Origin of the sequence: Photorhabdus sp. RM323S (assembly GCF_042879375.1) — a bacterium.
Lineage (GTDB): Bacteria > Pseudomonadota > Gammaproteobacteria > Enterobacterales > Enterobacteriaceae > Photorhabdus > Photorhabdus tasmaniensis.
Window position 1 is genome coordinate 1 of the sequence record NZ_JBHFKZ010000020.1, and the last position, 12,591, is coordinate 12,591.

13 protein-coding genes and 1 tRNA gene are annotated in these 12,591 nt (G+C 45.5%); 9 read left to right on the forward strand and 5 right to left on the reverse strand.

Translation table 11 applies throughout. The features are described 5' to 3' along the window. From ACGF7G_RS10615 to ACGF7G_RS10645, 7 genes are all read left to right on the forward strand, one after another. The coding region (locus ACGF7G_RS10615) for an HNH endonuclease signature motif containing protein (RefSeq protein ID WP_387465334.1) at positions 1-447 on the forward strand (447 nt) is incomplete at its 5' end. 59 nt (positions 448-506) lie between these two features. Further along, positions 507-740, forward strand: coding sequence for a DUF3085 domain-containing protein (locus ACGF7G_RS10620; protein WP_387465336.1), 234 nt, complete (start codon positions 507-509; stop codon positions 738-740). An 88-nt stretch (positions 741-828) separates the two neighbouring features. Beyond that, positions 829-1,017: a hypothetical protein gene (locus ACGF7G_RS10625; protein ID WP_082300852.1), complete on the forward strand. Its 189-nt coding sequence runs from the start codon at positions 829-831 to the stop codon at positions 1,015-1,017. A gap of 129 nt (positions 1,018-1,146) precedes the next feature. Continuing rightward, the gene (locus tag ACGF7G_RS10630; protein ID WP_387465339.1) at positions 1,147-2,124 is read left to right on the forward strand and encodes a DUF1281 domain-containing protein; all 978 of its coding nucleotides are present in this window, start codon (positions 1,147-1,149) and stop codon (positions 2,122-2,124) included. A gap of 15 nt (positions 2,125-2,139) precedes the next feature. Then, on the forward strand, positions 2,140-2,268 hold the full coding sequence (locus tag ACGF7G_RS10635; protein ID WP_256448170.1) for a hypothetical protein: 129 nt from the start codon (positions 2,140-2,142) through the stop codon (positions 2,266-2,268). A gap of 315 nt (positions 2,269-2,583) precedes the next feature. Next, positions 2,584-4,092, forward strand: coding sequence for a conjugal transfer nickase/helicase domain-containing protein (locus ACGF7G_RS10640; protein ID WP_387465343.1), 1,509 nt, complete (start codon positions 2,584-2,586; stop codon positions 4,090-4,092). Positions 4,093-4,170: 78 nt separating this feature from the next. Next, positions 4,171-5,172: a tyrosine-type recombinase/integrase gene (locus ACGF7G_RS10645; protein WP_387465345.1), complete on the forward strand. Its 1,002-nt coding sequence runs from the start codon at positions 4,171-4,173 to the stop codon at positions 5,170-5,172. Between the two features lie 387 nt (positions 5,173-5,559). Here the strand turns inward: ACGF7G_RS10645 and ACGF7G_RS10650 are convergent. The 5 genes from ACGF7G_RS10650 to aspA form a co-directional block, all read right to left on the reverse strand. Continuing rightward, a tRNA-Phe gene (locus ACGF7G_RS10650) sits at positions 5,560-5,635 on the reverse strand. Positions 5,636-5,763: 128 nt separating this feature from the next. After that, entirely contained in the window at positions 5,764-6,336 is a 573-nt protein-coding gene (locus ACGF7G_RS10655; RefSeq protein ID WP_387465348.1) for a transcriptional regulator, read from the reverse strand. A 16-nt stretch (positions 6,337-6,352) separates the two neighbouring features. Next, positions 6,353-8,080, reverse strand: a complete 1,728-nt coding sequence (locus ACGF7G_RS10660) for a protein-disulfide reductase DsbD (RefSeq protein ID WP_387465350.1) — start codon at positions 8,078-8,080, stop codon at positions 6,353-6,355. A 180-nt stretch (positions 8,081-8,260) separates the two neighbouring features. Beyond that, positions 8,261-9,562 (reverse strand): anaerobic C4-dicarboxylate transporter, encoded by a 1,302-nt coding sequence (locus ACGF7G_RS10665; RefSeq protein WP_387465353.1) that lies wholly within the window; start codon positions 9,560-9,562, stop codon positions 8,261-8,263. 224 nt (positions 9,563-9,786) lie between these two features. Then, positions 9,787-11,211, reverse strand: a complete 1,425-nt coding sequence (gene aspA / locus ACGF7G_RS10670) for an aspartate ammonia-lyase (protein ID WP_387465355.1) — start codon at positions 11,209-11,211, stop codon at positions 9,787-9,789. 377 nt (positions 11,212-11,588) lie between these two features. On the opposite strand from aspA, the gene ACGF7G_RS10675 reads away from it, so the two are divergent. After that, on the forward strand, positions 11,589-12,077 hold the full coding sequence (locus ACGF7G_RS10675; RefSeq protein ID WP_133815646.1) for an FxsA family protein: 489 nt from the start codon (positions 11,589-11,591) through the stop codon (positions 12,075-12,077). Positions 12,078-12,275: 198 nt separating this feature from the next. Beyond that, positions 12,276-12,569: a co-chaperone GroES gene (locus ACGF7G_RS10680; protein WP_011148251.1), complete on the forward strand. Its 294-nt coding sequence runs from the start codon at positions 12,276-12,278 to the stop codon at positions 12,567-12,569. The last annotated feature ends 22 nt before the right edge of the window (positions 12,570-12,591 follow it).

Consider the following 12,591-nt stretch of genomic DNA (forward strand, 5'->3'; position numbering starts at 1 on the left):
GAGAAATACTTTCCGCGGCAGGGAACCCGTAGTTGGGAGTTCTCTGCAGAAGACCAAAAAGGTGTGCGTCGTACACTTATACAGGCGATGGATACACCAATAAAACGCCATATTAAAATCAAAACAGCAGCAAATCCTTATTTACCAGAATGGGAAGAATATTTTGAAAAGCGACTAGATTATGCTCTAAAAAATACCCATGGCGGTAAGAGGAAGTTGATAACACTCTGGAATAAGCAAGGCAAACGATGTCCGCGATGTGATCAATTGATCACCTCTGAAACTGGATGGCATGTTCATCATAAGCTTCAGAAAGTAAAAGGGGGCGGAGATGAGCTTAGCAATTTAGAGTTGTTACACCCTAATTGTCATCAACAATTACACAGTCATGAAGCTGGTTCCTGTGAAGGAACTTATAAAGGCTTGAGCGGTATGCTGGGAAACTAGCACGTACCGTTCTTAGGGGGGAATGAGTCAGTAATGACTTGTTTCTACCCGACTATATCATGTCTGATATGGGTACGATGCAAAACGGCAGGCATCTTGTCGCTTATGCTTACGGTTATCATCCAGAGAAGGACGAAGACTGGTATGAACGTGCCCGGGAGGCGGTGGGCGGAGATGATTTTGCGGAAAAGCTGGGTTTCTCCGTATTGACACTCAACCGGTTACTGAATGACAAATGTGATCTGAAGGTGACGCTGACAGCCACACAAATTATCACACAATTTTATCCCTGATTGCCGGGATGCCGGCAGTCGTTTTCACCCTGACGGGCGTTATTTCCCGTCAGGGGATAACGCCCGTTTTTATTTCGGAGCGTTACTGATGAAAAAGATTAAGACCAAAACAGCCCCAAAAACTGTCCGCAAGAATAAAGTCGCCCGTCGTCATGGCAGGCGTTTCCGGCCTGATTTGTACCGGGTGATGACGGGCAGGATTATCGCGGCGTTTGGAAAAAGAAGGCGCCCTGATGTACAGGCCACAAAATTGTGGAGACCGGCTGTCCGGCTATAAATAATTCGGATAGGTCTATCCAAAAGCGGGATAGCCTTTTTTCACATCGCTGAACTTATCACTTGCCTGTGGGGGCATTACCTCCACAGGGTAAGCCCTCTTTCAGGTAAAAAAAGAGGATTTTTTACTATGTCGAAGGGGTACGCTAATCGTTTGCATATCACGGGTCAACCTGACCAACTGGTTGCTCTGCAACAATGGGGATTGGGAGACGTCATTCCCTATTACGGGCAGGCTATCCATCAAAGTATTAAGCTGTTTGTCGCGGGCTGTGCCGGTCTCCTGCAACCCACTGAAACGACAGATTACCCACTTTATCCGGCGCTGGTAGCGAAAGGAACAGGGGTAGACTCATCGGAAAACCGGGCGTTTGAGCAATGGCTGGCCTTGTTAAAAGATAATGTTGCGCTTGATGAAGTCACCAGCCAACAGATTGACAGGCTATACCAAAAAAGTGGTCTGTCCGCGCGAAAATGGGAGACGTTGCTCCCGGCAGCGCAGGAAACCATCATAGCTTTGTTTAACCAAAAGTCCTGCGACTGGTTCGGTCTGGTTGACTGGAACGCAGAACGTGACACGGAAATGCTGTGGTCTCATCTTGATGACCGGCTGACAGAGACAGTTCCTTGTGACTTGTTTCTGCTGATACCGACCCGTCTTGCGAGTGAAATCAATGGATTTTGCGGTGGATTGTTAAGGAATCACGAAACGACTCGTGAGTTGTATATCCGATTGTACGGTATGGCACAGCCGCGAGGTTATGAAATAGCCTGGAAGCACAATGATGATGGCAGTCTGACCGGACATTTTGACAAAACACCCAGGGAACCGTGGTATGAAAAAGTCATAACACCTTTATCCAGGCAATATCACTGCCATATCACCCATTATTTTAAAGGTGGCCGTAGTTTTTGTGGTTACGACAGATACCGGAATGGGCAGAGGGAAGAGGGTAGCATTGATACACTGGAATTTGGCGAGGAAGATGAGGACGGTATCCGTAAAGTGGTTGGGCCGGACTACATTCTCGGCAATATTTCACATGACGGATGTGAGTGCGCTGACAATGTTATCCCGCAGGGAAATTCCTGTGGTGAATTGACATAAAAAACAGGCTCAGGTTTGCCTGAGCGTCTGATAACACTACTGCCGGCGGATATGACGCCGGCGATTTACCCATTGGGGGAATATTCCTCTGAGGGGGAGTGTCCGGCTCTTGGGCCGGAGTTTTATCCAACAGGACGGAGATGAGAAATAAATCGATTGAGGCTGTTTTGTTCATCTCTGACACGTTTTGGTCTGAATCGATAGTGCTTCCCAGATGCACTGGACACATTCTATTTCCCTTAATCCTTTCTTGCATGAGCCGCCATGTGCCTTTTGTACTTATCATGATTGATTCAACGAAATAACCGGATACACGCTTCGTTTACCCGTGACGGAATTGGGAACGTTTGAATCATTGCGTGCGGTTTTCATCGATTAATTTTTATTCCCGGAAAAGAGTTTTGCCTTGTCCCTGTCAGAGGATGTATTAGGGTTTTGGGAAAAAAGAGGAGATTAATCGTGTTGAAAAAAATTAAAATCCTGCTGGCGGGAATATCCGTAGGAAAAAAGTCACTTCCACAACCCACCGCCATCCCAGAAACGGTCAAAGCAGGCTACTTTTTGCCTTCTGAGTCCAGGCTCTTGCTGGATACTGCCCGGCGACGGCAGTGTTTACAGTGTCTGTGGGACAATAGCGCATTACCTAAAACACACTATCAGGCATTGTGGCTGGCCCCGTTACATGAGTGTGTTGCATTGATGCAACAACTTCCGGCGGCACCGCAGGGGCCTTATGCCCACCTGGGTGGCTTGATAGATGTGACTTTGCAATGTACTGCATTTGCGGTACGTCTGGCGAAAGGGCAGATGTTACCGCCGGGTGTAGCCCCTGAAACGCAGGCAGAACAAAGTATGATATGGAACACGGTGGTGTTTTACGCTGCGTTATTTCATTTTTTACCTGTTTTAGCCCAATTTGACGGTGAACTGGACGAAGGGCAACCCTGGTATCCTGGGTTGGCTGTGCCGCAGGGGCCGTATCGTTTCCGGTTCAAAACACCCCCAGTGGAGATGATGGTTGCCTGTCATTTCGGGGGGGTACTCGCCGGGCGGTTGTTGCCGGTGAAGGCATTGACCTGGCTGGCGTCCATACCTGATGCCTTCTCTTCGCTGTTTTGTTTTCTATCCGGTGAGATGAAGGAAGATAACGCGATAGGTCAGATAATCACAGAAGCTTTGAGTCAAACCGGTGCGCCGGCAATATTCTCTGTCTCGGCTGCATCGCCGCAAATTATTGCCTCAAAAAGTCCTGATGTTTCTGCTACGCCTTTATCAACAACAATGGACAGTGTTCTGCCCTCTCAGAGCCGGCAGGAAGATAACCCGATGACTGAAATTGTTTCATCAGCCGTGAGGCCGGTTGATGAGATCTCTTCTGCCGTCATGACCGTCGCGCCGGAGAAGGGGATGTCGCCGGATGGGAGCACGCAACAGCTATTGTCATTAATGGGGATGAATGTTGCAGATACAGTGACAGAACAGGTTATGGCCTGTGAAGCGGAAATCGTACCGCCATACACGCCGGTGCCTTCACCACACGCGGTTCAGGCAACAGGGCAGAACGAAAATGCCGATGAGACATCCTGTATTGGCGAGCAATTCTGGGACTGGTTGTCCGCTGGATTAAGGCATGGGGTGATGACCCTTAATACGCCGAAAGCCCGGATACATCTGGTCAGTGGTTTTGTGTTTGTGAGTGCGCCGGCCATTTTCTTCCAGTTTCTCGGTGAGAAGACGCAGGCGGATGGCAAAGAGGTTAGCCGAAAATGGAAACGGGTACAAACCGCATTTGAGCGACTGAGACGACATCGAGTCAGTGGTGGAAAGTGTTTTTGTTGCTGTCATCTTTATGATTCGGCTGATCGGACTGGCTCCTATCAACGTATTCATGGCTACTTAATCAAAAACACGTTGCTTTATCGTGACCGTTCTGTACCGGAAGATAGCCCTTTTCTCATGATTTCATGAGAAAGCATCTTTAATAACAATATGTTATTTTCTGCGCCCCGCAATGGGTTTTTAAATTGATGAAGTGAGGAAGTAGAGATGGACAGTATGACCTGGGATAACCTGCTGGATGAGTATTTTTTTGCCAGAATTTTGCGGCCGGATACCGAGTCAAGTTATCGCAAGGTGGTGAATACCTTCCAGGTGTTTGCAGGTGTCGACAATCGGCCTGCTCAAGTGACCCGACAGCAGGTCCTGGCATGGCGCAGATATGTGTTGCATCAGCGCGGACTGAAAGGTGTGACCTGGAACAGTAAGATTACGCATATGCAGGCGGTGTTTAATTTGGCGATAGAAGAAAAGATACTGCCCCAAACGGAAAACCCATTTAATGGTGTAAAGGTCAATGCGAACAAAAATAAAAAGAAAACATTGACCAAAAAACAACTGACAGCCTTGTATCTCACGATGGGGCAATTTGAAGAGCGGGAGCGACGGACAGGGGATAACCATCGTGCCCGCTGTGCATTATATCCGACCTGGTTCTGGCTGACGGTACTGGATACGTTGCGTTATACCGGGATGCGGCAAAATCAGTTATTACATATCCGGCTGGGGGATGTTGATCTGAATGAGCGCCGGATTATTCTTTGTTCCGAGGGGAGTAAGAACCATTATGAACACCAGGTGCCGGTGGTGAAATGGCTGTATCCACGACTGGAGATTTTGCTGGAGCGTGCCCGGGCCGCTGGGGCAAAACTGAATGATCCCCTGTTCTGTGTGAATTATTTTACCGCCAAAACAGACAGAGGAAATGAAACCGACCCGCTACAGACGATAAAATCATTCTTTCGGCGCTTGTCAAAGGAGTGTGGATTTGATGTGGGTCCACACCGTTTCCGGCATACATTGGCAACTGAACTGATGAAAGCGCCTGATCGTAATTTGCAAATGGTGCGCGGATTACTGGGCCATCGCAGTATTGCCACAACGATGGAATATATTGATATCAATCTGGATATTGCCGGGCGTGCGCTGGAGCGTGAGTTGATGCTGTATATCGATGTTGAACCAGAGAGAGGCGAAATGTTAATCGGATAAAGCAGAATATGCCTGCTATTGATTGAACCTGTCTTATATCTATTACAAATTCCCTGTCGCAAGATAGGGAATTCTTTTGAACTGAGACAATCTCCCATAACTGACTTTCTTCTGATCAATTTAGGAAAGTTGAGTAACCAACTACAACATCGTGTTAATTAATTCATTGATTTTAGTTTGGATGGCTTGACAGTTGCAATAGAACTTGTAAGTATTGCATTACAAGCAAAAAATGGACGCCCAAGTTCTTAGGCATCCTAGCTTTGTAACCCTTGTGTTCAGTTCAATATCGAAATACTGAAAAGCTAAACTAACCAAAGTCATACATTCGGGTTCTTGTATTGGTCGCTCGTTAAGTTTTTATCTCCCAACAAGCGCACTTTGAATTGGTGCCCGGAGGCGGAATCGAACCACCGACACGAGGATTTTCAATCCTCTGCTCTACCGACTGAGCTATCCGGGCAACGGGGCGCATTAAACCGCATTCAGCCTAAGTCGTCAATGCCTTTCTGATAAAAAATGATAAAAGACGATTGATTGCTGACTTTTTGCCCCAAATTTGTGTGGTTATTCATCTTAGGCTGATTTTTATTAGCTTAACGCATCATTTTTGCGGCATTTGGCGATAGCCAAAACATCTTCTGCCAGTAGTTTTGCCGTCGCGATATCATCAATATCCCGTTTGATCAGTAGTTTACTCAGGCAACCTTCCAAAATCAGCTCCATCTGTTTGGTAATCAGTTCACAATCTTCGATATCCAGTTGATGTAATAGCTCGGTGGTGTAATGGGAAGAACTCTGTTTTTGTAATTCAGCTAATTGATGGATAGGGTGGTCAGATTCAGGGAATGCACTACAGGCCGCGATAAACAGGCAGCCTGGATAGCGTTTCTCTTTTACTTTTTCACCAAGTGCTGCATAACGAGCCAGTAGCTTTTGCTCTGGTGTCAGATTTTCATCCAATAACATCTGTCGTTGCCAGATTTCAATCTGTTGACCGTGATAACGCAGGCTGTCATAAAGCAGTGCTTCCCGATCGGGCCAGAACTGCTTTAGATATTCCATATCCATGTTAAGTGAACCAAGGAGCATCTCAGTTGTGGCGGATAAGCCATGTTGCTCCAGTAAGTTTAAGACATGACTAAGAACGTGTTCTCGTTGCACGGTGTTCTCCTTCAGATCATTTTTGCAGGTGTTGCAAGTGTTCGTTAAAGCGGGTTGCATTCATAAAACCATTTACCCGTGAATCGGGGATCTCTTTTCCTTGAGAATCAAAAAACAGAATAGTCGGTAATCCCCGCACATTCAGCTTTTCCAACAGCTGTTTTTGCTGTGGGCTGTTATTTGTGACATTTGCCTGTAACAGCAAGGTTTCATGTAGTTGTGATTGAACCTGTGGATCACTGAAAGTATATTTTTCAAATTCTTTACATGCGGCACACCAGTCAGCATAGAAATCAAGCATGACGGTTTTATGATTGTTTTGTGCCATTAGGTGTTCCAATTCTTGCCAGTTATTTATCTGGCGGAAATTGAGGCTGTGTTGTGATTGTTGTGTCACTGTCGTACCCCAAAACCCATCCTGCAATGGGCGGGTGGCGATCAGCATCAGAACTAACAATATCAGTTGCATGACTCTCATCCAACCATTTTGGCTTCTGAGTGTCAGAGCAAATCCCCATCCCAGGAAACTGACCGCCAGCAGGCTCCATAACCGTATTCCCCATATATCACCGATAACTCTTTCCAGCAGAAAAACAGGCAGTGCAAGAATAATGAAGCCAAAAGCTTCTTTGACATACTGCATCCAGGGACCGCTGCGTGGCAGGAGTTTATGACCAAACAGGGTAACGGCAATAAGCGGTAATCCCATTCCTAAAGCATAAAGATAAAGGGTTACGCCCCCTGCCACTGTATTACCACTTTGGGCAATGTAGAGCAGAATGGCGCTTAAAGGCGCGGTAGTGCAAGGAGAACAAATTAATCCCGCTAACGCACCCATAGCGAATACACCAAAGAATGAGCCACTTTTTTGCTGGTTACTCCAGTTGACCAGGCGAGTCTGAACTGAGGAAGGTAGTTGCAGGGAATAAAGGCCGAACATCGACAGTGCCAGTAGAATAAACAGTATCGACAAACCAATCAGCACATATGGATGTTGCAGTGCGGCCTGAAATTGTAAACCCGCAGCGGCGACAATCAATCCAAGTAAGGTGTAGGTGATTGCCATTCCCTGAACGTAGCTTAGTGCCAACCAGAAGATCTGTTTTAGATTTTTTGGGTGCTGGCTACCAAGAATAATGCCGGAAATCAGTGGATACATCGGTAGTACACAAGGTGTAAAGGCGATACCAATGCCAATCAAAAGCGCCCAAAGTGGTGAGAAAGGTAAATCTTGCTGGTCATTTGATGCGCTTTCTGGCGCTTTCTGAACAGGTTCGGTGGGTATTGCGTTAGTTGTTTTTGATGGGATAACCGTACTTAATGGAACAAGGCGGGTTTCCGGTGGATAGCAATATCCTGCCGCGGCACAGCCCTGATAAGTGACGACGATATTGGATTTATCATTCGCCTCTGTAATAGGAACATTTAATGCGAGTTGTTGGAAATAAACTTCAGTTTCACCAAAGAATTCATCCTGATGAGCCGTACCTTGTGGCAATGTAATTTTACCTAGTGTGGCTTGTTGTGGCTCAATACGAAGTTGTTTGCGGTAAAGGTAATAACCTGGTTTGATCTGCCAATTTAGTGTCAGTTTGTCGCCTTTTTGCTGAAAATCAAACATGAATGCCTGATCTGCCGGCAAATACAGGTTTTGCCCCGGTTGTTCAAACAGCGCATTCGCTGCCAGTGGGGTAAACATCGTACTGCAAAGCAGTAAAAACAATATCAGAGTACGTTTAATCATAAGGTTAATGATCGCTAGATAGAATAGAAATATTCAGCACTATAACCGATGGCTGTCAGACCAGAAAGTGTTCTGGTTAAGATTAAGACAATAATCAAGGGTTTTCAGAGAAAAGAGCATCATTTCAGGGAAGAGTTCAGGGGCGGTGTACGCCCCTGAATTAGGTTGTTATTGACGGGATTAGAGGATCATACCACCGAACAAGAAGCCGAAGGCAACAGCCAAAGCAACCCCTATGGTGCCGGGAATAAAGAACGGGTGGTTGAAGACGAAACGGCCGATACGGGTAGTTCCGGTGTCATCCATCTGAACTGCGGCAACCAAGGTTGGATAAGTAGGCAGAATAAACAATCCGGAAACTGCGGAGAAAGAAGCGATTGCCGTCAGTGGTGTGACGTTCAGAACCAGAGCCATTGGCATCAGCGCTTTTGCTGTTGCAGCCTGTGAATAGAGTAGGGCGGAACAGAAGAAGAAAATAACCGCCAGCAACCAGGGTTGAGATTGGATTAAGCCGCCGGCAGTGCCTTTGATCCAATCAATATTCGCCTGTACAAAAGTGTCACCTAGCCATGCAACACCCAGAATACAGATACATGCGCTCATTCCTGCTTTAAAGGTACTGGAGTTTAGAATGGCGTCAGTATCAACTGAGCAGGACATCGTGGTGATAGTTGCGATACTTAACATAATGATCAGAATCGCGTGAGTGGTATTCATCAGTGGCTCTTCAACCAGACCGATACTTGGGCTGTTGACGATAGCGTAAATAACAACACTGATAACGCCTGCCAAGAACAACAGAACGGAAGTTTTAGCTCTTGGTTTAATTTCAATCTGTTTGCTGCCACGCAGAGTCACCAGGTTTTCTGCCAGACGTTTCAGATAAACGGGGTCATCAGACAGTTTAGAATTGAATACCCAGGAGATGATAAAGGACATCAGAACGATAGCCGCAAAAGTGGATGGCAACAGAACCATCAGCAGATGAATATAGCTGACACCGTGGCCTTCCATCAGAGAAGACATATAAACGACCGCAGCGGAGATTGGCGAAGCGGTGATGCCAATCTGGGCTGCGACAACCGCAGTGGAAAGCGGACGGCATGGTTTAATGCCTTGTTCTTTTGCAACCTCAGCAATGACTGGCAGGGCTGACAGAGAGATGTTACCTGTACCTGCAAACAGTGTCAGGAAATAGGTAACGATAGGCGCGAGGATCGTGATGTATTTTGGATTTTTACGCAGCAATTTTTCAGTTTGTTGAACCAGATAATCCAGACCACCGGCAACTTGCATTGCCGAGATTGCCGCGATGACCGCCATAATGATGGAAATAACATCGAATGGAATATGCCCCGGTTTAACGCCAATTGCTGACAGTACCAAAACGCCAAGACCACCGGCAAATCCAATGCCGATCCCCCCTAATCTTGCACCTAGGAAGATGGCCAGCAGAACGATAACCAATTCTACGGCTAACATAATATTTACTCCTTGAAATAATTAAAAATTTGAAAATTTTAGGTTAATACTTTGTGCATGTAGGGAAGTAAAAAGGCACGCTATCCAATTGGAGTTGCGTGCCTTGTTGCTAAGAGCTATTTTTTATTATATTCAACAAATTATTACCATTCTCATTAGGCTGTTTTATTTGTCATTCTTTGCCGTTAAGAGCGGCTTGTAACAATAACGCCTACTCGATAGGTTTAATCATCACAACGTTTGGCCTTATAAGCTGGACGTTTTAAGTTTTCTACACAGAAGATATCATCCAGCTCAGTTTCGGTCAGTAAGCCACGTTCCAGCACGACTTCACGAACACTCTTACCGGTTTCAGCACAGATCTTACCAACGATATCACCATTATGGTGACCGATGAATGGGTTCAGATAAGTAACGATACCGATCGAGTTGAATACGAAGTTTTCGCAAACTTCTTTGTTCGCCGTGATGCCGTTAATGCATTTTTCTACCAGGTTGCGGCAAGCGTTGCTTAACAGGGAGATAGATTCGAACATGGCCTGACCAATAGCGGGTTCCATTACGTTTAGCTGTAACTGACCAGCTTCGGATGCCATAGTAACACAAATATCGTTGCCGATGACTTTGAAGCAAACCTGATTCACAACCTCTGGAATAACAGGGTTAACTTTTGCCGGCATGATAGAAGAACCCGCCTGCAATTCGGGCAGGTTGATTTCGTTCAGACCGGCACGAGGACCGGAAGAGAGCAAACGCAAGTCATTACAGATTTTAGACAGCTTAACCGCTAGGCGTTTCAGCGCGCCGTGAACCATAACGTAAGCACCGCAATCGGAAGTTGCTTCAATCAGGTCCTCGGCGGGTACGCAAGGTAAACCAGTGACCTCGGCCAGTTTTTCAACCGCTAATTTTTGATAACCTGGTGCGGTGTTCAGACCGGTGCCGATAGCAGTAGCGCCAAGGTTAACTTCCAACAACAGTTGAGAAGTCCGATTCAGGTTTTTAACTTCTTCTTTCAGCAGGATTGAGAACGCGTTGAATTCCTGTCCCAGCGTCATAGGAACTGCGTCCTGTAACTGGGTGCGGCCCATTTTCAGAATGTCATCAAATTCTTTGGCTTTTTTATCGAAGCCGGTGATCAACAGTTCAAGAGACTCGATCAGTTTCATGATGGCGTTATAAACTGCGATGCGAAAACCCGTTGGGTAGGCATCGTTGGTTGACTGGCTTTTATTCAGATGATCATTGGGGTTCAGGTACTCATATTCACCTTTTTTATGACCTAACAATTCCAAACCGATGTTTGCCAGAACCTCGTTGGTATTCATGTTGAGTGAAGTACCGGCACCGCCCTGAAACACGTCAACTGGGAATTGGTCCATATATTTGCCAGTGGTAAGTATTTCGTCACAGGCTTTGATAATGATATCCGCAATTTTTTTTGGAATAGTTTGCAATTCCTTGTTAGCCAAGGCGGCGGCTTTTTTTACCATCACCATGCCACGGATAAATTCGGGTACATCATTAATGGTGTTGTTACTGATGTAGAAGTTTTCAATCGCACGTAAGGTGTGAATACCGTAATAGGCTTCAGCGGGGACTTCTCGTTTACCTAACAGGTCTTCTTCGATACGAATGTTGTTTGACATGAGAACCTTCTTATTAGATTACGTTTTTACTGTCTAATTATGCGTTTGTTAAATAATTATGTTGCCAACAGCAATAGTTGTGATACGAACCCTTTATCACCAGATTGCTGGCGTGATCATATGCTGGTTAGCAATAAATGCATTGAATCTGGATCACTTTATAGTGGTATTTGCTTAACGTGATTTGATATATGTGACATCCATCACAATTATGAACCTAATCAGTAAGATTTTCAGAGGATTGAAAACGATGGTTGTGACCCCAATCATATCTCTAATAAACTGAAAAAATGTTAATTTGGTTGTTCCTTGGATTTTGTTAATATGATTTATTCAGGATACAACCTTTTCATCCACATCAATTGAAGGAGCACCAAGTGCGTTGGTTGCCATTGATCCTGATATTTTTGCTTGTCTACATTGAGTCAACCTTATTTGTACGTGTTGCCTCTGAATTAGGTGTGTTGTTAACTCTGTTACTGGTGCTGTTTACTTCTTGTGTCGGTATCTCTCTGGTACGCAATCAGGGAATAAAGAATTTTATCCAGATCCAGCAAAAGCTGGTTGCCGGGGAGAGTCCGGCGGCAGAAATGGTAAAAAGTGTGTCTCTTTTGCTGGCAGGTTTCCTGTTACTATGCCCTGGTTTTTTTACTGATTTCCTTGGCTTGCTGCTGTTACTGCCGCCGGTTCAAAAAACATTAATGATGAAACTGATGCCGCATATCAATTTCTATCGGCCTCATAATAGCGGTGGGTTCAAACGCGAGAGTAATACCTTTGAGGGGGAATACGAGCGCAAGCAAGATGACCCCTCCCGTAAGTTGAACGACCCTAAATCCGATGACGACGAACATAAGCCCCGTTGATAAGAGGTTATCTGCTGAATGTTTTGTCAAATCATTGGCTTCTTTCTTGTAGGTAAGAAAAAAGTAAAATATTTTTTTGCCTGCCCTTGAAGTATCATAAATAAGTCCCCATTTAATCTATTATGATACTAGTTCAATGAAAGCATACTGGTATCAATCCTCTTACCTGATATGGACTTTCTTATAGGAGAGCTATCAATGAATATTCGTCCATTGCATGATCGTGTAATCGTCAAGCGTAAAGAAGTTGAATCAAAATCTGCTGGCGGTATTGTGCTGACTGGCACTGCTGCGGGTAAATCTACTCGTGGTGAAGTTTTGGCTGTAGGCAATGGCCGCATCCTTGAAAGCGGTGACGTAAAAGCACTGTGTGTGAAAGTTGGAGATATCGTTATTTTTAACGATGGTTACGGTGTTAAGTCAGAGAAGATCGACAACGAAGAAGTGTTGATCATGTCTGAAAGCGACATTCTGGCAATTGTTGAAGCGTAATTGTTGCGCTTAGATCTTCTTA

What these genes read in the sequence shown, in the direction of transcription:
- ACGF7G_RS10660 (WP_387465350.1), bottom strand. Translation starts at nt 8,080, where the DNA reads ATGATTAAACGTACTCTGATATTGTTTTTACTGCTTTGCAGTACGATG.
- ACGF7G_RS10645 (WP_387465345.1), top strand. Translation starts at nt 4,171, where the DNA reads ATGGACAGTATGACCTGGGATAACCTGCTGGATGAGTATTTTTTTGCC.
- ACGF7G_RS10630 (WP_387465339.1), top strand. Translation starts at nt 1,147, where the DNA reads ATGTCGAAGGGGTACGCTAATCGTTTGCATATCACGGGTCAACCTGAC.
- ACGF7G_RS10620 (WP_387465336.1), top strand. Translation starts at nt 507, where the DNA reads ATGTCTGATATGGGTACGATGCAAAACGGCAGGCATCTTGTCGCTTAT.
- aspA (WP_387465355.1), bottom strand. Translation starts at nt 11,211, where the DNA reads ATGTCAAACAACATTCGTATCGAAGAAGACCTGTTAGGTAAACGAGAA.
- ACGF7G_RS10665 (WP_387465353.1), bottom strand. Translation starts at nt 9,562, where the DNA reads ATGTTAGCCGTAGAATTGGTTATCGTTCTGCTGGCCATCTTCCTAGGT.
- ACGF7G_RS10680 (WP_011148251.1), top strand. Translation starts at nt 12,276, where the DNA reads ATGAATATTCGTCCATTGCATGATCGTGTAATCGTCAAGCGTAAAGAA.
- ACGF7G_RS10625 (WP_082300852.1), top strand. Translation starts at nt 829, where the DNA reads ATGAAAAAGATTAAGACCAAAACAGCCCCAAAAACTGTCCGCAAGAAT.